At 51.5% G+C, this 18,027-nt stretch carries 17 protein-coding genes and 1 tRNA gene; 7 read left to right on the top strand and 11 right to left on the bottom strand.

Annotated features, from left to right (window positions below; all coding sequences use genetic code 11):
- The first annotated feature begins 160 nt into the window (after positions 1 to 160).
- From PMIT1303_RS02095 to PMIT1303_RS02105, 3 genes are read left to right on the top strand one after another with little or no spacing between them, the layout of a single operon-like run.
- Positions 161 to 838 (top strand): peptidylprolyl isomerase, encoded by a 678-nt coding sequence (locus PMIT1303_RS02095; RefSeq protein ID WP_063397332.1) that lies wholly within the window; start codon positions 161 to 163, stop codon positions 836 to 838.
- Positions 835 to 3,726, top strand: coding sequence for a peptidase domain-containing ABC transporter (locus tag PMIT1303_RS02100; RefSeq protein WP_063397333.1), 2,892 nt, complete (start codon positions 835 to 837; stop codon positions 3,724 to 3,726). The genes PMIT1303_RS02095 and PMIT1303_RS02100 overlap by 4 nt, the downstream gene beginning before the upstream one ends.
- Entirely contained in the window at positions 3,723 to 4,850 is a 1,128-nt protein-coding gene (locus PMIT1303_RS02105; RefSeq protein WP_156486878.1) for an HlyD family secretion protein, read from the top strand. The genes PMIT1303_RS02100 and PMIT1303_RS02105 overlap by 4 nt, the downstream gene beginning before the upstream one ends.
- Before the next feature lie 7 nt (positions 4,851 to 4,857).
- On the opposite strand, the gene moeB is transcribed toward PMIT1303_RS02105, so the two are convergent.
- The 3 genes from moeB to PMIT1303_RS02115 all read right to left on the bottom strand — a co-directional run bounded on the left by moeB (position 4,858) and on the right by PMIT1303_RS02115 (position 6,785).
- Positions 4,858 to 6,030 carry a molybdopterin-synthase adenylyltransferase MoeB gene (gene moeB / locus PMIT1303_RS02110; protein ID WP_063397335.1) on the bottom strand — a complete coding sequence of 391 codons (1,173 nt, stop codon included), beginning with the start codon at positions 6,028 to 6,030 and terminating at the stop codon, positions 4,858 to 4,860.
- A 178-nt stretch (positions 6,031 to 6,208) separates the two neighbouring features.
- On the bottom strand, positions 6,209 to 6,346 hold the full coding sequence (locus PMIT1303_RS13905; protein ID WP_231901247.1) for a hypothetical protein: 138 nt from the start codon (positions 6,344 to 6,346) through the stop codon (positions 6,209 to 6,211).
- Positions 6,318 to 6,785, bottom strand: a complete 468-nt coding sequence (locus PMIT1303_RS02115) for a M67 family metallopeptidase (RefSeq protein ID WP_231901248.1) — start codon at positions 6,783 to 6,785, stop codon at positions 6,318 to 6,320. The genes PMIT1303_RS13905 and PMIT1303_RS02115 overlap by 29 nt, the downstream gene beginning before the upstream one ends.
- Before the next feature lie 89 nt (positions 6,786 to 6,874).
- On the opposite strand from PMIT1303_RS02115, the gene PMIT1303_RS02120 reads away from it, so the two are divergent.
- Positions 6,875 to 7,264: a CAAD domain-containing protein gene (locus PMIT1303_RS02120; RefSeq protein ID WP_011826894.1), complete on the top strand. Its 390-nt coding sequence runs from the start codon at positions 6,875 to 6,877 to the stop codon at positions 7,262 to 7,264.
- Positions 7,265 to 7,286: 22 nt separating this feature from the next.
- On the opposite strand, the gene PMIT1303_RS02125 is transcribed toward PMIT1303_RS02120, so the two are convergent.
- A complete protein-coding gene (locus PMIT1303_RS02125; protein ID WP_063397337.1) occupies positions 7,287 to 8,180 on the bottom strand; it encodes a fructosamine kinase family protein in 894 nt (297 codons plus the stop codon).
- A 35-nt stretch (positions 8,181 to 8,215) separates the two neighbouring features.
- Between PMIT1303_RS02125 and crtD the strand changes: the two genes are divergently transcribed.
- Positions 8,216 to 9,727: a C-3',4' desaturase CrtD gene (gene crtD, locus PMIT1303_RS02130; protein ID WP_063397338.1), complete on the top strand. Its 1,512-nt coding sequence runs from the start codon at positions 8,216 to 8,218 to the stop codon at positions 9,725 to 9,727.
- Here the strand turns inward: crtD and PMIT1303_RS02135 are convergent.
- Positions 9,669 to 10,631 (bottom strand): prephenate/arogenate dehydrogenase, encoded by a 963-nt coding sequence (locus PMIT1303_RS02135; RefSeq protein WP_063397339.1) that lies wholly within the window; start codon positions 10,629 to 10,631, stop codon positions 9,669 to 9,671. The genes crtD and PMIT1303_RS02135 overlap by 59 nt on opposite strands.
- A 58-nt stretch (positions 10,632 to 10,689) precedes the next feature.
- On the opposite strand from PMIT1303_RS02135, the gene PMIT1303_RS02140 reads away from it, so the two are divergent.
- Together PMIT1303_RS02140 and PMIT1303_RS12730 are read left to right on the top strand one after the other, a co-directional pair.
- On the top strand, positions 10,690 to 12,135 hold the full coding sequence (locus PMIT1303_RS02140; RefSeq protein ID WP_063397340.1) for a hypothetical protein: 1,446 nt from the start codon (positions 10,690 to 10,692) through the stop codon (positions 12,133 to 12,135).
- A gap of 41 nt (positions 12,136 to 12,176) precedes the next feature.
- Complete coding sequence (locus PMIT1303_RS12730) at positions 12,177 to 12,416, top strand: DUF2839 domain-containing protein (protein ID WP_011826899.1); 240 nt, start codon at positions 12,177 to 12,179, stop codon at positions 12,414 to 12,416.
- Positions 12,417 to 12,524: 108 nt separating this feature from the next.
- Here the strand turns inward: PMIT1303_RS12730 and recA are convergent, their stop codons facing one another.
- The 6 genes from recA to PMIT1303_RS02175 form a co-directional block, all read right to left on the bottom strand.
- Complete coding sequence (gene recA, locus PMIT1303_RS02150) at positions 12,525 to 13,664, bottom strand: recombinase RecA (protein ID WP_011826900.1); 1,140 nt, start codon at positions 13,662 to 13,664, stop codon at positions 12,525 to 12,527.
- 153 nt (positions 13,665 to 13,817) lie between these two features.
- The gene (locus PMIT1303_RS02155) at positions 13,818 to 14,594 is read right to left on the bottom strand and encodes an HAD family hydrolase (protein WP_063396917.1); all 777 of its coding nucleotides are present in this window, start codon (positions 14,592 to 14,594) and stop codon (positions 13,818 to 13,820) included.
- A gap of 15 nt (positions 14,595 to 14,609) precedes the next feature.
- A tRNA-Gln gene (locus PMIT1303_RS02160) sits at positions 14,610 to 14,681 on the bottom strand.
- A gap of 104 nt (positions 14,682 to 14,785) precedes the next feature.
- Positions 14,786 to 16,423, bottom strand: a complete 1,638-nt coding sequence (locus PMIT1303_RS02165; protein ID WP_063397342.1) for an AAA family ATPase — start codon at positions 16,421 to 16,423, stop codon at positions 14,786 to 14,788.
- Between the two features lie 54 nt (positions 16,424 to 16,477).
- Positions 16,478 to 17,449: an LdpA C-terminal domain-containing domain gene (locus tag PMIT1303_RS02170; RefSeq protein ID WP_063397360.1), complete on the bottom strand. Its 972-nt coding sequence runs from the start codon at positions 17,447 to 17,449 to the stop codon at positions 16,478 to 16,480.
- Positions 17,450 to 17,520: 71 nt separating this feature from the next.
- On the bottom strand, positions 17,521 to 17,982 hold the full coding sequence (locus PMIT1303_RS02175) for an NAD(P)H-quinone oxidoreductase subunit N (protein WP_063396915.1): 462 nt from the start codon (positions 17,980 to 17,982) through the stop codon (positions 17,521 to 17,523).
- Positions 17,983 to 18,027: the final 45 nt, after the last annotated feature.

The raw sequence follows: 18,027 nt of genomic DNA on the forward strand, positions 1-18,027 counted from the left end.
ATTACCAGAACGCGATCAATCTATATAGAAGGTTGCGGCAAGATCTAGGCAAGAGTTTTTTAGAGTGGTAAGATAAGAATACTGTTTACATTCACAAATGCAGCAGTGTTACGACCGTGAACTGATTCAACAAATTGCACTTCATGGCTTGCTTGAGCCCATGGCACGTTCGCAGGCTGAAATAGACTTCATCAGACAATTTGAACTCCCTGAAGATGTTGCGGATTTCTCAGATAATGACGCCGTATCTGCTTTACAGAAAGATCTAAGGCTATCTGATGATGATTCCGTAAGAAAGTGGAGAGCGGATCACCTTCTAAAAGAAGATGAAGAAGCATTTGTAGATTTTGCTCGCATTCGCCTAAAGCGAAAGCAAGTAGTCAACACGCTATTAGAAGGAAATAGCGAATCACTATTCCTAAGATACAAAGACCGGCTTGACAGAGTTCTATACAGCTTGATAAGGGTAGAATCAGAAGATCAGGCACATGACATCTATTATTCAATAGATTCAGGAGAAGCTGAATTTGGATCGGCAGCAGAAAAATATAGCTGTGGGCCAGAAGCAAAAACCCAAGGGATTGTTGGTCCCGTCGACCTAACTACGCCACACCCAGAAGTAGCTGCTCGACTTCGCACGGCCTCACCAAGGCAACTATTTGAACCATTTACGGCTGATAATTGGTACGCAATAATCAGGCTTGAATATCGCTTTGATAGCGAGCTGGATGATAAAACCAAGGAATTCCTAGGCGGCCTTTTATTAGGCAGCAAGTCGAGGGAGATTGCTAATCAATTGTTGAAATTTCATCTCAGCGGGTTTACCATGGCTGAATGAGCACAAATCTGGAGACTTACAAAGAGCTATTCGAGACACTTTCAACCGAGAAGGATTCTGTTAATGCGGAGCCAGGTTCTCTAATTTACTCTTCCAAGCACCAATCGGGTCAACTAATACTTATAGAATCTGGAGAGGTTCGGATTATTGATCCAAGCAGAACATTTGGGTCTCATACATTACTAAAAGTACAAGCCCCCGCAATATTTGGAATTTCACAAATCATAAGCGTGCCTTTCGTCGAGGAGATCAGGGCAAGTACTCGTTGTCAGTACTATCTAGCCAATCTCAATAAACTCTCAAACCAACAATATGCACTTGCAGAGAATTCACTTCGTCAACAAATAAGTCCCTATGAAATAGCTCAAATCTACGAAGATTGCAAAGACGCCTTAGGCAGGTTTAATCATTACAGCGAGGCTAGGGAAGGAATAGTTTTCTTGGCTAAAGGCGACAAGCTAATTAGCAATGAAACGATAGTTTATCTCGACAATGAGCGTGATGGCTTCACTTTTGGTCAAAGGATAACAGAAGAAATTTGCACCACATTCTTCAAAGGCAAAGAATGGCCTAGGCTAATTAGAATCAAAAAAGATCCTGACAAGGTTTCATACACTCAGACTCCACATAATGCAAAGAGATCGCTATCAACAAAAGCGCAAACTAAAGAAACAGTCGATATTAACTCAATCCCAATTGCCCCTGAATTAATCCCAAAAAGGGAGGCAAAGGATTACAAAGGCTTCCGATTAGTAAGTGGTACTAATCGGCGAGAAGCATTCGCTTCTTGCATAGGGATGCTAGTGCAACATTTTGAACTCCCAACACGGCGCGATACTGTTAATCGTGCTGCTGATCTTTTGGATGAAGATGATATCAATTGGAACAACAGGCTACTTTCATTATTAGATAATCTCGGATTGGCCGTACGGATTGTGCGTTGCAATGTCGAAAATCCCTTGAGGATGCCGACGCCGTGCCTGTGGATTGATGAAAATGGGATGTGCTCAATCATGGCTGGCACGAGTGCCAAGGAATTAATTCTGCTAAATCCGCTAAAAGGAATTGAACGACTAGAAGCTTCTCAAGCATCTGAACGACTGGCTCAAGCACCTGAAGTGATATCAGTTGAGATCGGCCTACACACGCCTAGAAAGAGATTTAATTTATTATGGCTAATGCCATATCTAAAGCGTTATCGACTACAACTCATTGAAGTGTTTGCAGCTAGCTTCTTAAATCAACTTTTTGCTCTGGCGACACCATTGCTTTTTCAGCAAATTATTGACCGAGTAATCAGCAAGGGAGCTTTTGATGCTCTCACACCTCTTGTAATACTAATGCTGACATTTGTAATACTAGAAACTATATTTAGCAGCTTGAGAACTTTCCAATTCGTGGAAGTCTCTAACAGAATAGACATTGGGGTCGGTTCATCTATTGTCTCCAGGATGTTGCGAATCAATGCAAGATTCTTTGACAGAAGACCTGTTGGAGAACTATCTAGTCGATTAGGTGAACTGCAGAATATACGCCGTTTCCTAACTGGGACCGCGCTCACAGCAGTACTTGATGCGATCTTCTCTATCATGTATTTCTTAGTGATGTTCTTCTACAGCCCACTTCTAACTCTTACAGTACTACTTACTGTTCCTCTCCTTTTCTTAGTCACAGTTGGAATAACACCGATTACACAAAGGCTCATTAGACGGAGAGCTGAAGCAACTTCTCGAACACAGTCACTACTAGTTGAAATACTTAGTGGAATCCAAACAATAAAATTACAAAATGCAGAGCTTTCAGCCAGGCGTCAGTGGGAAGATAGACACTTAGATTCAATCAATCAAGGTTTCAAGGCAGTTCTTGCAAATACATCGAGCTCAAATGCACTTCAATTGATAAACAAAGTAAGCAGTATTCTCATTATCGGTATCGGCTCATGGCTGGTCTTAAGGAACGAACTTACCCTAGGAGAGTTAATTGCTTTTAGAATAATCAGTGGCTATGTCACACAGCCTATGCTTAGGCTTGCTTCTACCTGGCAAAGTTTCCAGGAAATGTCTCTTTCTCTGGAAAGAGTTGGAGACATCGTCAACCAACCGCTTGAAATAAGTGAGAATGAAGAAGGTAATATCGTAATGCCTGCTATAAAAGGAGAAATCACTGCAGACTCGGTAAGTTTTTCCTACTCATCTACTGCCGCTCCAGTACTCTCTTCCGTAAGCTTAAATATAGAGGCTGGTACATTTGTTGGCATTGTTGGCCAGAGCGGCTGTGGGAAAAGCTCATTCTTGAAAATGATTCCTAGGCTATATCTCCCCTCAAAAGGACGAATACTTATAGATAAATATGATATATCTAAGGTTGAGCTTTATGCTTTTCGCAAGCAAATCGGGTACGTACCACAAGACTGCATGCTTTTTGAAGGTACTATTTTCTCAAATATTGCTTTAGGTGATCCCCAAGCAGAAAGTGCAAAGGTAGTAAAGATGGCAACGATTGCTTGCGCACATGAATTCATCATGGAATTACCTTATGGGTATAGCACTCCAATAGGAGAAAAGGGTGCTGGATTATCAGGAGGACAACGGCAACGCATTTCACTGGCAAGGATGCTACTTGAAAACCCAAATATGGTTGTTTTAGATGAAGCAACCTCAGCTCTAGATGTAGACACTGAACGCCAAGTTGTGACCAACCTTAGAGAATATTTCAACAATAAAACGGTATTAATGATAACCCATCGACTCTCAACATTAGTCGAAGCCGATCAAATCATAGTAATGCATTCTGGGCGGGTAGATTCTACCGGAAGTCATGTAGATCTGATGAATGAAAAAGGTCGCTATTACGCACTTTATCAATCGCAATTTGGGGAACCAGCGTGAGACCTCTAAATACAATAAAACTTATAAATATTCCTTGGCTTTCGAATAAAGAAAAGCCATCTTCGGATTCACTACAAGCAGATCTTGCTCTATTACCACCTCCGCCTGTTTGGTCGAGAGTATTGATCTGGACACTTGGGTCTGGCTCAGTCTTCATTATCATCTGGTCAGTTTTCGCACGAGTAGAAGAGACTGTGATGCTTCAAGGAGAGATAGCAACAGCTAATCCAGCAGTACAAGTTGCCGCTCAATATCCAGGAGAAATAAGCTCAATTCTCATTCGTCCACATCAACCTATTGAATCAGGAGACCCACTAATAATCTATGGTGATGATGAAACAGCTTTACGTTTAGATAGTCTTAGAACTCGCTCAAAGCTTCTTGCATTTCAAAGCGAAAAAGAGATGAAAATGTACGACTATCGTATGCTCGAAAGTGAAGATCAACTTAAATTAGACAAGGATCTACTTCAAAGGCTAACTGGTCTTTTAGAGGAAGGAGCAATCCAAGAAACTCAAGTTCTAGAAAAACGTACTCAAGTAAAGAAAAGCCAGCTAGCCATCTCAAGCTTGATAGTAGAAAAGCAACACGCCCTCCACAAGATAGAGCAAAATAATGAAGAAATCAATGCTAGTATTCGAGAGCTAGAAGCTAAAACAAAGCGCTTTACAATAACGGCGCCTGTGAAAGGCTTCATCCATGAAGTCAAGTATCAGAGTCCTGGCGAAAGGATCCAACCCGGAGAAGTTGTTGCCACGATAATTCCTGACCGTGAGTTAATTGCCAAGGTTAGGATTCCTTCAAAACTCAGTGCTCCTGTAGAGGTTGAAACTTCTGCCAGTCTAGAGGTTGATGCTTTTCCTTCATCTGAATTCGGCTCTGTGGAAGCAAAAGTCATCTCCCTTTCTCCAATGACTAGCAATGAGTCAAGAGATTCAGCCCAAAAGATTTACAGCGCAGATTTAAAGCTAGTCAAAACAAGTCTTCCTGATCAGCTCAGCTTGGATCAACTCAAACCAGGCATGGCTATTACAGCCCGATTAAAACTTAGAGACAAAGCAGTTATAACAACTGTCTTTGATGTTCTCTCCAAACTCTTCACACCACTAAATGAGCAGCGCTAACAGAAACTCAACCTCGCGAGGGAGAGCTATTCAATGCCCGTGTCCAGGCATCCATCCCACCGAAAACATTCACTCCCTCGATGCCGTGGCGCTTTAATTCATGCAACGCCCTTTGAGAGCGAGTCCCAGCTTTACAGTAAACGAACAATCTGCGCCCAATCACCAACTCTCGGATTCGTTCTATAGCTTCACCATTCTCAATATAACTGAGCGGAATCAACTCTGCGCCAACGATACTAGAAATCTCATATTCATATTGCTCACGAACATCCAAAAGCAATAACTCTGCGTCCCCGTTATCAATCAATTTTTTAAGGTCCTGAACAGAGATTCTCTCCAAATATCCATCATTACTATCATCATTGACTGGGCGATTCATACCACAGAAATCCTGATAATCAATCAGCCTATCGATTACAGGACTCTCGGTGCTAGGGCACAACTTGAGCTCGCGGAAGCTCATCTTTAGGGCATCGAATAACAGAAGCCTACCGCTGAGGCTGTTCCCGATCCCAATGATAATCTTAACCGTTTCGATGGCCTGGATCAGGCCGATGATCCCAGGCAACACTCCAACAACACCACCTTCTGCGCAGGAAGGGACCATGTCTGTCGGTGGCGGTTCAGGGTAAAGATCGCGGTAGTTAGGGCTATCTTTAGTGAGATTAAAAACCGAAGCCTGCCCTTCAAACCTGAAGACTGCGCCATAGATATTGGGTTTGCCCAGCATCACACAGGCATCGTTGACCAGATAACGGGCGGGGAAGTTGTCGGTACCATCACAAACGATGTCATAAGGTCGGATGATGTCGAGAGCGTTGTCGCTATTGAGGGCGATCTCGTAGAGATCCACCTGGCAATGTGGGTTGATCTCGTGGATGCGAGCCTTTGCTGACTCGATTTTTGGCTTACCAAGCCAGCTTGTGCCGTGAATCACCTGGCGCTGCAGGTTGCTGTGATCCACCAGATCAAAATCAACAATACCCAGACGCCCTACACCTGCAGCGGCTAGGTAGAGCAGTATCGGAGAGCCAAGACCACCGATGCCAACGCAGAGCACAGAGGCAGCCTTGAGCCGCTTCTGTCCTGCTAGACCCACCTCAGGGAGAGCCAGGTGCCGTGAGAAGCGGGCGATCTCATCGGGCAAGAGCTCAACACCACTGATATCGAGAGGAAGCATGGCGGCTGGTGCGTGGGACAAAGCACATCGGCCTTCCTACTCTCCCAAAACTTCTAAACAAACCAAAGCCCATTACGGCTGGTTGATGAACTAAACCACAACTTGAATCTTGATCTTCTGCCTCTAAAAGACGTTGTTCAAACCATGCTCAACAAGCGAACCGAAATCGAGCCAATCATCAAAGGCCGCTGCAAAGACGAAAAAAACGCTCTAACTCATCGGGGCTCAGCTCAAGACCAACGGTTTCGTGAAGACCCATAGGGGAAAGAGTGCCGCTAGCTATGCCCTTACCACTGTCCCAAATGCGCAACCTCATGCTGCTGGCCAGGTTGCACTCCTGTCAGCCACCAAGCGCGCACATTGCCTGAACCAGCCACGATCACCAGTAACGACGGCACAGTGGCCCAGCGATGATCCATAACGGACGGCACAGCCTCACCGCCAGGATGAGAATGGGCACTGCCCAACACCCGCCACCTGCGCTCTCTGGCAAAGCGTTGAGCCTGCAACTGTTCACGAGGATCCAAAGCAAAGCGACACTTGCGTGATGGCAGCAACTCAGCCCCAAGATTCGGATCATTCGAGCCTTCAGGGAGGCTTAACATTCCCGGCCCCCATACATTGCAGCAAGGCCAAATCAGCCGAACATTCCAGATACTGCCGCCTTGATCACTATTAGAATCATCTTGATCACCCAATAAAAGAGCACATCCCTCAAATGGCGCCACAGCCAATAAGCTGAGACGAAGAACCATCAGGCAATTACGATCAAACTCCAGCAGCCCTGGCATAACAAAGATTCTTTCGATACGCTCGGCAAAGATTTGCCATCGGTTTCGTGTTCATGAGCGACATCAACACCGTGACAAACGAACAATCCACCACAGAAAAGACCACCACAAACAGCGTTGATAACGCAGATGAGGAGATTAAATTCTCAGAGCGTTACAGCGAAGCCGTTGGCAAGGTCAACGAAACCCTAAACAAGCTCGATTGGAGCCAGATGGGGCGCATCGGCAAGGTTTTAGGGATCTTTGCAGCTGTGATTGTTGCCCAGATCCTGATCAAGGGAGTGATGGACACAATCAATTTGCTACCAATCGTGCCTGGACTGCTCGAACTGCTTGGTGTTGTAATGGTGGGCCAATGGAGTTGGCAAAACCTCACCACCAGTGAGAAGCGCTCTGCCCTGTCTGAAAGGGTTCAGAACCTCCGCAAGGAATATTTAGGCTGAACATTGCAAATCCAAATGCAATTCAAGTCAGCAACCAACTTGCTAAACGATTCAGAATGGCTTGGCTCTGACTTCGATATGAGCCTCCAAAGAGATTGGCGTGATTGATGAGGTGATAAAGGTTATAAACCTCCACCCTTTTGCTTGCATCAGCTGGGAGTGGCCATACGTTCTCATATCCGATATAAAAATCCTGCGAAAAACCACCGAATAATTGAGTCATCGCCAAATCAACTTCTCTATCGGCCCACCAGGTAGCAGGATCCAGTAAGACTCCCCGCCCATCCGAGAGAACATTGGCATTGCCACTCCAAAGATCCCCATGCACGAGACTTGGACTGGGTTGATGGCGATCCAACCAAGGGATTAACGCCGAGAGGATTGGCTCAACATCAACCAGATCCAAGCCCCATCGAGACGCCTCTCTGAGCTGAGGACGCAAGCGCAGCGTCACGAATGCGTCGCCCCACTCCTCCCTCCACCCCCCTGGCTGAGAGCCAGCACCGATAAAACCATCCACGGGCCAACCAAAGCGTCCAGGGTTTTCGGCGGCAGACGCCCGATGCAAAAGGGCCAGTCCACGGCCCAGGGATGCCTGATTACCCGCCCGAAAATCCAACCAAGGCAGCAACAACACAGCTTCACCACAGACCTGATCAAACGCCAAAGGCTCCGGCACCTCCAACACTCCCGGATCAACCCATGCCTTAAGAGCCTTTAGCCCCTCAACTTCGACCTTGAGCATTGGCAAAGCATCTGCCCCACCTGTTTTGGCAAACAGTTGCCGACCACCCTTCAACTGCAAACACCAGGCCTGATGAATGCATCCGCCTGCGACGCACTCAACATCCTTAATCACTTCACCACTCAAGGGTCCCTCGGCTGCTACCAAGCCCTGTCTCAGACGCTCGTTCATACCCACACCTCTCTAGACCTTGCCAGCATGACCGGATGGCTGAGGACTCAATCATCGTGATCGGGGGCGGCATTGCCGGCCTAACGGCAACAGCCCTCTTAGCCAAGCAAGGATTACCCGTCACTTTGGTGGAAGCGCACCATCAACCTGGAGGGTGTGCCGGCACATTCAGGCGAGGTCCCTATATCTTCGATGTGGGTGCCACCCAGGTTGCCGGCCTAGAACCCAGTGGCAGCCATGAACGCATCTATAGGCATCTGAACCTGCCCATGCCACAAGCGGAGCTACTCAACCCCGCTTGTGCAGTGGATCTCGCCGATGGATGCCAACCCATTCAGCTCTGGCATGATCCAAAGCGCTGGGAACAAGAATGGCGATATCACTTCCCTGGCAGTGACTCCTTCTGGGCTCTGACTGCCAAGCTCCACCAAAGCAACTGGGGCTTTGCCAGCCATGATCCGGTGGTCACACCCCGCAACGCTTGGGACTTAGGCCAACTGCTTCAGGCTCTGCGTCCAGCAACAATCACCTCAGGGCTATTGAGCAGCCTGACAGTGGCAGATCTCTTAAAGCTATGCGGCTGTGCGCAGGATCAGCGCCTTCGCAAATTCCTAGACCTCCAGATCAAGCTCTATTCGCAAGAACCGCTCGATCGCACAGCCGCCCTCTATGGAGCCACCGTGTTGCAAATGGCTCAAGCACCTCTTGGGCTCTGGCATCTGCAGGGATCGATGCAAAAACTCAGCGATGACCTAATGCATGCCCTGAAGCGGGATGGCGGCCAGGTATTGCTGCGCCATCGTGTGGTGGGCCTAGAAGTAGCAGCGCGGGGTATGGCTTGGACAGTCAGCATCAAAACCCCCAATGGCAAGGCTTTAGAACTGACCACACCAGATGTGGTCTGCAGTCTGCCTCCTCAATGCCTGAGATCGCTGATGCCACAAGGAGCAGGCATGCCCAAGGCCTATCGCCAAAGGCTAATGAAATTACCTCAACCCAGTGGAGCTTTGGTGTTCTACGGGGCCATCGATCGCAGCGCCCTGCCTAAGAACTGTCCTGTCCATCTGCAAAGAGCCTCCAAGACACCCGGCTCCCTCTTCGTATCAATCAGCCGTGAGGGAGATGGCCGTGCTCCCGCTGGACAAGCCACAGTGATTGCAAGTGTGTTCACCGCCACAGCGGAGTGGTGTGGCCTAACTGAATCCACCTATCAAGAACGCAAACAAACGGCCCTATTAGCCATCCGCCAAACACTTGAAAGTTGGTTAGATCTCGCACCTGAAGATTGGCAGCATCAAGAACTAGCCACACCAAGGAGCTTTGCACATTGGACTGGTCGGCCCAATGGAATTGTGGGTGGCCTTGGGCAGCACCCTTCACAATTTGGGCCCTTCGGCCTAGCAAGCCGCACCCCCATGCGAGGGCTCTGGCTCTGTGGCGACTCAATTCACCCTGGTGAAGGTACTGCAGGGGTGAGCATCTCGGCACTCATGACCTGTCGCCAGCTAATGGCTCAGCGAGGTCATCAGTTACGGGTGGCGAATTGAGGTCGTTGTTGGCAGCAACAAGAAAGCTGGGTCGCAATGCCTGGGAACGTTCCAATTCAGCCTTTAACTGCGACCAGTGCCCATTCAAAACGGCCTCCTCAAGCTGCTCCAAGCTCCAGCGATAAGCAGCCAAACCACGCAAGATCGCTGCGGTGTTGCTCTCAGCCATAGATGTTCCCAACTGGGGATTACCACCACCCACCCTGGTGGTATCAGCAAAACCACTAGAAGACAGCACTCTGGCTAGTTCGCGAACAGCAGGATCACGCTCCTCACCCACTGTTCGTAGCAACGCAGCACTCACCAGCACAGGCAGGTGGGAAATCAGCGCCACCGCTTGATCATGGTTAGCTGCATCCGCCGTAAACCATTGACTGCCCAAAGACAGCGCAAATCGACGCACCAACTCGAGCGCCTCAAGGTCTGTTTGATTGTCAGGTGTCGCTACCCAAGGACGTTGCTGAAATAAGCCTCGCAGCCCTGCTTCCACTCCTGCTTCAGCGGTGCCTGCCATGGGATGGCTAGCCACAAAGCGGGGGTGTAGGTCGCGCCAGAGCTCTAAAACAGGCATCTTCACTGAACCCACATCAGTTACCACAGCAGCTGTAGGCAAAGCCTTTAGGAGATTCGGATCTGGATTGAGCAGCTGAGCCAAAGGCAGCGCCAGGATCACCAAATCACAATCCGCGAGAATGCCCGGATCGGTGCTCACCAAGTGAGCCAAACCCCTAGCGCGTGCCCTATCAGCGGTACTGGAACGATGCACCAGACCATTGACCTTCCAACCAAGCGCCTGCAGATCCAATCCCAAGGAGCCACCAATCAGCCCAAGCCCTACGACTCCAGCGCAAAGTGATGTTTTTTTGTTCTGCTCCATCCCTACGGTTCTCGCACTGCAGTCCATGTTGATCGACCAATCAACATGGAGCTTTCTCGGGTTTACAGCTTCCTAGGCTCTCCCAATGCTCGAAGCCCGCAGCCATCAGCAGCTCAAGCACCTGCTCCTGCAGAACTCCTCCCCCTGGCCTCATCACCTCACTTTGAGCCGTCTTGTTGCCCGCAGTCTCAGGCGCAAAGATCACACCCTGATCCAGCTCGACCCTCGTAGCAAAGACCTCTGGTGGCTTGGTCTGCTGGTTCCTCTCTGCCTGGAGGCCAAGGATGCTGTGATGATCCTTTCCGATCAGCAGCGACGCCGACTCCTCAAGGTAGAACTACCACAACTGCTGACGAAAGGCATCAAGCTCCCCTGCTGGGAAGGGCACCTTCCGCCCTCAGGGAATCAACTGTGGTTGATGAACCACAGTGAGTTGATTGAGGCACACCACCAGGGACATCTCAAATCAAGGCAGTTGATCATTCCAGAAGCAGACCAACTAAGCCAGCGACTAAGGGACAGCATGGCTTTGTCGATCACACCTCAAGACTGGGAGCGTTTGCGGCGGGCACATCCTTCTGCGGAGGCTTCCCTCATGCAACTGCACGAACGATTAAGCCGCAGCCTGTTTACTCACGCCACCCGAGCCAATGCCCAGGTTCGCCTTGATGGCAGCGAAATTCAGGCTCTCAAAGATCTCATGCGACTTCTAGGCCCCTCACCTTCCCCTTGGCCTGCAGTGCTGAAAGCCGATAGCCGTTTTTGGGCAAGCTGGGCCGAACTCGATCACCGACTACTGCAATGGCAATGGCATCTACAACCGCTCGAACCCCTTCAAAATCTTCCAGGTCTGTTACGAGACCAGCCGTCTGTCCTGCTGAGCGGATCAAGGGAGAACGATCTCGTCCGCACTGAGTTGGACGCTGCAGCATTTCCTGCCACCGTCATGGCCAGATTGAGTGAACCCAACCTGCAGGAGCCAATACCTCTTTTTGCACCGCGCCGCCAACCACTACCGAATACCGAAATCTATGCAGAGCATCTGCTCGATCAATGCCGTCGTCTGATCCTGGGACGTCCTGGCATCACTGTGGTGTTACTTGACGATCAGCAACTGCGCCACCAACTCACAAGTGAGTTGGCAGCGGAATTTGGACGCAGAGTCGTTCATGAAACCACCGCTCCCGAATCCAACGGTGTTGTCTGTTGCCGCTGGGCTTGGTGGCTTCATCACCAGGATCAACTCCCTCTCCCAGAACAACTAATCGTGGCCTTACTTCCCCTAGCGAGCGTAGAGTCACCACTCACAGCAGCAAGAGTAGAATCCCTCAAGAATCAAGGTCGTGACTGGTTCCGAGACCTTCTCTTGCCTGAAGCTCTCAGCCTGCTAACACCAGCGATTGCCCCGCTCCGAAAGAATCACGGACGACTGGCCATCCTGGACGGACGTGTAAGAGGACGGAGCTGGGGGAAGCAAGTGCTGAGCACACTCGAACCCTGGACACCCCTGCAACGCCTATTACCGGATTAAGCCAACTACTCTTTAACAACCAAACAGCAACGAGGAAGGCCATGGGAGAAGCCAGACGACGATCCGATCAGGGCCTCGCACCACGCCAGAAACAGTCCAAAAAAGATGACTCCCCCAGAATCGTCTCCTGGCTGCCCATTACCCAACGTGATAAAGAGCGTTTTTACGCCATCACAACCCGTGGCGCCTGGATTGGCATCGGCTTCATGGTGGCTTTGTGGGTCGTAGCGCGCTTCATAGGCCCAGCCGCTGGGTGGTGGACCCCCGCCGATGCCAGGTAAAAGAAACTGCTGGGGAAAGAAAGCATCAATCATCCCAAATCTCTCTCTTCAGCAACAAACCCAAGACCCTCAAAGAGCTCTTGGGTTGTCTCGTTCTTTTAGCCAGTCTTAAGCAGCTTCAGATGCCAAGCTGACGGCTGGTTTTTTAGCCGCAGTACGGGCCGCAGCCGCCAACGGACGCATGGAATTAGCGGTCACCTCAGACCCTTCAGTGAGTTTCTGACGCACAAGAACTTCAATCTGCTCCTGGGCTTCAGAATTCTGCTCAAGCCAAGTAATCGTGTTGTCACGTCCCTGACCGATATTGTCGCCCTCATAGCTGTACCAGGCACCCTTACGGATGACAACACCGGTTTCTTCAGCTAGGTCAAGCAAGCAACCCAAGGTACTGATGCCACGACCAAAAAGAATGTCGAACTCAGCAATACGAAACGGAGGGGCTACCTTGTTTTTAGCCACCTTCACCTTGGCACGAATTCCATACTCCTCCGTGCCGCGCTTGAGCGTTTGAATACGACGGATATCGAGACGTACGGAGGCATAAAACTTGAGAGCATTGCCACCAGTCGTCGTCTCCGGGTTGCCGTAAGTGACGCCTATCTTGAGACGCAACTGGTTGAGAAAAATGACCGTGCAGCCGGATTTGCCGATGTTGCCAGTGATCTTGCGCATCGCCTGACTCATCAGACGGGCCTGGCTACCCACAGCCAAATCACCCATCTCACCTTCGATCTCAGACCGAGGAGTGAGCGCAGCAACGGAATCCACAACAACGATATCAACGGCGGCAGAGCGCACAAGCTGGTCGACTATCTCCAGAGCCATCTCCCCCGTGTCCGGCTGCGAGACCAGCAGATTCTCAATATCCACTCCTAAAGAGGCTGCGTAGACCGGATCGAGCGCATGCTCGGCATCCACAAAAGCTGCGACGCCACCACGACGCTGCACCTCGGCGATGGCATGCAGGGTGAGGGTGGTTTTACCGGAACTCTCCGGGCCGTACACCTCCACGACTCGTCCTTTCGGGTACCCACCACCAAGGGCAAGATCAAGGGTCAGCGCCCCTGTAGGGAAGGTCTCCACCCGCATCCGAGAGGCATCCCCCAAGCGCATGATCGAACCCTTGCCAAAATTGCGTTCAATCTGACCAAGCACCAAATTGAGAGCTTTGTCCCGCTCACCTGGACGGGGCTCAGCCTGGAGGGAATCAGACTTAGAGGATTGGGCTGATTTCACGTCAACTGACATAGCAATGGTGAATAAAGGATTAAACGAGTACCGTCGGCTGCTGACCTAGGCGAAGCAAAAAGCACTGCGGCAAAGCTGACGGACACCGATCAAAGAGTCCAATACCACCACAACCGCGAACCGTCCCAGATAGTACAGACGTACCCTAACGGATCAGGGCCAGCTCGCCAAGGGTGCCGCCAAAGCTTCTGGCTCCAACAGGCGAATGCCCATCGGCAAGGTCCGACAGTCTTCCGGCTTGAGATAGCCCCAACTCGCCAGATAGCAAGGCAGAGAAGATAGTCCGGGCGTCGCGAGCACCGTCTCGAGGGTGGCACGACGGTCCTCCACAAAGCCCCGCAGTGGTCGCTCCGCCGCTAACCGCAGCAGCACCTCAGGCTTACTACCCGACTCATGGCCATACAACCCATGAGGAGCAAGTTGAAAGCACTTCAACAGTTCAGCGGTGAACTCCGCACCCTTGGTGGTGAGCACCACCAAGTCGAACCCTTCATCGTGGAGGCCACGAAGACGCTCAATCACACCAGGAAAAGGATGGTGGCGGGCCAGCCAATTCAACCGATCGGCCTCCAGCGCACTCCGCCGCACCTGCTCCAAGGCCTCCTGCAACTGACCTGGCTGCCATCCCCAAGCCTCTAAAGCCTGCTGACATCGCAAGTGATAATCGACCGAAAAGGCCTTAGCCCCATGCCGCAGCAAGGGTCCATCAGAACGCAGCAGCTCTGCTGCTAGAAGCACCATCTCCCAACCCTGATGGATCCAGGGCCGGAGCAAACGAAAAGCTTCAGGAGCCGCATCGGGCAAAGGGTCTGAACCAAAGTCAAGACCCACTAACTGCATACAAGCCTGACGGGCACTCCACCAGTACTCGCCCATCCCATCAACAATGACACCGTCAAAGTCGAAAACCAACAGGGAGCGAGACGTCAACTGAGGATTGAGAAACTGGGCCGCTAGGATTCGAACCTAGGAATGGCGAGACCAAAACCCGCTGCCTTACCACTTGGCGACGGCCCAATGATCCAGATCATTAGCCGCGCAGAGGAGACTTCACTGGAATCCAGATAGTTACCCACATTGAAGCCACCTTCGTCAATGCATGCTGATCAAGCAGAGCCATTTCAAGGGGGATAAACCCGCAATCGCTGTTGTTCCGCCTGGCCGAAAACATCACTACTGAGGCGATAGCGAGTCACCAAATCAACCTGCATCTGACGAACCTGCTCGCTACGGGGTAAGAGCTCCACCGGCCGTCCATAGGGCAGCACTACTTTTTCCACAGCCAATCTGCACTCTTCAAGTGCAGCCAGGGCATCTTCCTGATCACCATCCTGAGACTCTGAATGTGAGAGCTGATCTTGCGGCCCAGCGCGGCGTGCTAACAGCCGCTCCAGAGCACGCTCTACCTGAGGCAATGTGTCGGACTTAATCACAAGGACCGGCACACGTGATTCACGCGCCTGACGTCTCAGAGTTGGCTGATGGCCGAGTCCCTTACGGATGCTGAGCACAACGTCAGCCTCATTGAGGTCATCCACCCAACGAACAGGCCAGCCATGACGACGAATAGCCTCATCCACCAGCTGGGGCGTGATTCCACAACAGAGCACCTGCAGTGCTCTTTGATCTGAACGCTCAGCAGAGATCGCCTCAGCAGGATCTTGAGCGGGGGGGGCCGCTCTAGGAGAAGGTGCTTTTGGATCCGGCAGAGGGACCGCCGCCAGAGCAGGACGGGGTGAAGATGATCGCCTCGGCTGCGCATCCACGAGCCGCACCGATCCATCAGAGTCCAGCTCCCGCAACTGGGGGCGTGGCAACTGTCCGCGCAGCAACTGATCAACAGTGGCAGCCACGTCGGCATGAATCGACCAACGATTGCGAGTATTGATTTCAACTGCCACAGGGAAAGTGGGCTCAGCAGCCCTCTCAAGCACAGTCTTCTGCGTGCGTCGCCGCCTTGCCTCTTCATCTCCAAGAGTGACAGCCTGAATCCCGCCAACAAGATCACTAAGGGTTGGATTCTTGATCAAATTCGCCAAAGCATTGCCATGGGCCGTAGCCACAAGCTGCACCCCCCGTTCAGCGATCGTGCGCGCAGCCTGAGCCTCTAGCTCCGTACCGATTTCATCAATCACGATGACTTCCGGCATGTGGTTCTCCACGGCCTCAATCATGACCTGATGTTGTTGTTCTGGCAGAGACACTTGCATGCGCCTGGCCCGACCAATAGCTGGATGGGGAATATCCCCGTCACCAGCAATCTCGTTACTGGTGTCAATCACCACAACCCTGCGCTGCAGATCATCAGCAAGAACCCTGGCAATCTCACGCAGCGCGGTGGTCTTACCAACTCCGGGGCGCCCCATCAGCAAGAGCGATTGCCCACTATCCAGCAAATCTCTCACCATCGCCACGGTGCCAAAAACGGCCCTTCCCACACGGCAGGTGAGGCCCACCACCTCTCGCTGGCGATTACGAATAGCACTGATGCGATGCAGAGTTCGTTCAATGCCAGCACGGTTGTCAGCACCAAACTGGCCCAACCGATCAACAGTGGTTTGCAGGTCATCGCGCGTGAGGCACTGCTCTCCTAAAGCAAGCGCTCGTCCCGGATAGCGTGCTTCAGGCACTCTGCCGAGATCCAAGACCACCTCGAGTAACTGCTCCCGGCTATTGGGTGTCGCCAAAGCCTGCTGAACCGCAAGAGGCAACAAATCCAACAATCGGTCTAGATCATCAGTAATACGCTTTGGCTTCATGGCCCTCAGCCGCAGCCATGTAGAAATGGCTCCCCTAACGGCCTTCTAGCAGGCTTACGACCCAGATTGGCGGAACAGCCATGGACGAACAAGCTGCTCTGCCTGCGCAAGAGCAGCTTGCCAACCCTCAGGCCATTCTCTCAGGCTCACATGCCTGGCCTGTGCTTCAAGCAACCAGGACTGAAGGAGACGACGAGCCATGCCTCCAAAGGCAATACCTGCCGGCCCATCGTCACTAGAGATATAGGTGATCGTGTGGGCGTTGGTGCCCCCCGCTAACTGGAGGGGGCCAGGCGGAGCCAATGGCCGCAGCTTCCGCCAGAGCGCTACAGCAACTCGAGCCGTTCCTGATCCGATATCACCACTCATGGGTCGGCCATCAAGCTGCCAAAGAGGTCTTTGCCCAGAACGCCTTAAACAAGCATGTCTTTGCCACAACTCACTTGCTAAAGCCTCAACCGTGAGCCCATGCCCCTCAAGACCACAGCTCACCCCAATCCGCTGCAGAGGCACCTGAGCCGACATCAGCTCTGCAACTGTGGATTCAAAGGCCTCAGCCCGCCCAGGTGCCGTGTGAATCTCGACTGCATCAGGATGTAATTCCGCCAACAGAGGTCCGAAATCTCTCAGTTCAAGTCGCCGGTCGTGTTCATCGATCAAACCAAGAGGACAAGTCGGCAGACATCGTCCACAGCCATAACAACGGCTTAGCTGAACCCCCCCTTGCTCGCCAATAGCCTCAGCAGGACAAGCATGTTGACAAGGCCGCGAACAATCGCTTGGACAGCGCGCAGGATCAAACCAAGCTTTTCGGAAATGGGCATCCTTGCCATCGCTGATGCTCACCATCAACCAAGGACGAAAACCACTCCGCGCTTGCACCCAATCAAGCCCCTGACGAGCTGCCCTGACAACGGCAGCATCGGCCGCCACATCCACACAGTGAATACCAGCCGCGGCAAAAACCGCACAAAGGTCTGTTATGGCAAGCAAATCCTGATTGCTGGCACCACAGATCAACTTCACCCAAGACCCACTGGCCAAGGCGAGCTCACCGCGAAGAGCACTCTGCTGCAAAGGGTTAGAAGGAATAGTGTTCAGACCCCGAGCAAAGTGGACATCGGCTGCCAATTCAAACTGCGAGCACCACCCATCTCAACAACGACCCGTAAACGCGACTCACGCTTACAAAGATCACAAAGCGCCAAGAGCTCAGATCTTGACAGCACCTGCCCCTCCAAAAGCCAGAGCACCACAGGAGCATTGTCGACAAATAATTCAGCCAACTGGGGCATCACCTGCTGAACCTCACCGACAGCTCCATTGCGCCCAACGCTTTGATGCCCGAGATGGGGAGGCCGAATACCGTGCAGCTGAAAAAGAAACACCTCCGGATCGCCAAGCCCCCGAGCTGAGCTCAGCTGGGTGCGGTATCCAGCAGCCCGAAGCCTTCGCAGTAAACGGGTTTCACTGCCACCTTCAAGGGGAACATGCATGGCCAGACAGCCGCAAGCATCCAGGTCACGGCGAAACACCCGACCAGAAAGCAACAGCGGCATGACGACATCACTCAAGTAGCCATGAGTCTGCCAGCAGGTTCGGAA

This window comes from Prochlorococcus sp. MIT 1303, assembly GCF_001631965.1.
In the GTDB taxonomy this organism is placed as follows: Bacteria; Cyanobacteriota; Cyanobacteriia; order PCC-6307; family Cyanobiaceae; genus Prochlorococcus; species Prochlorococcus marinus_D.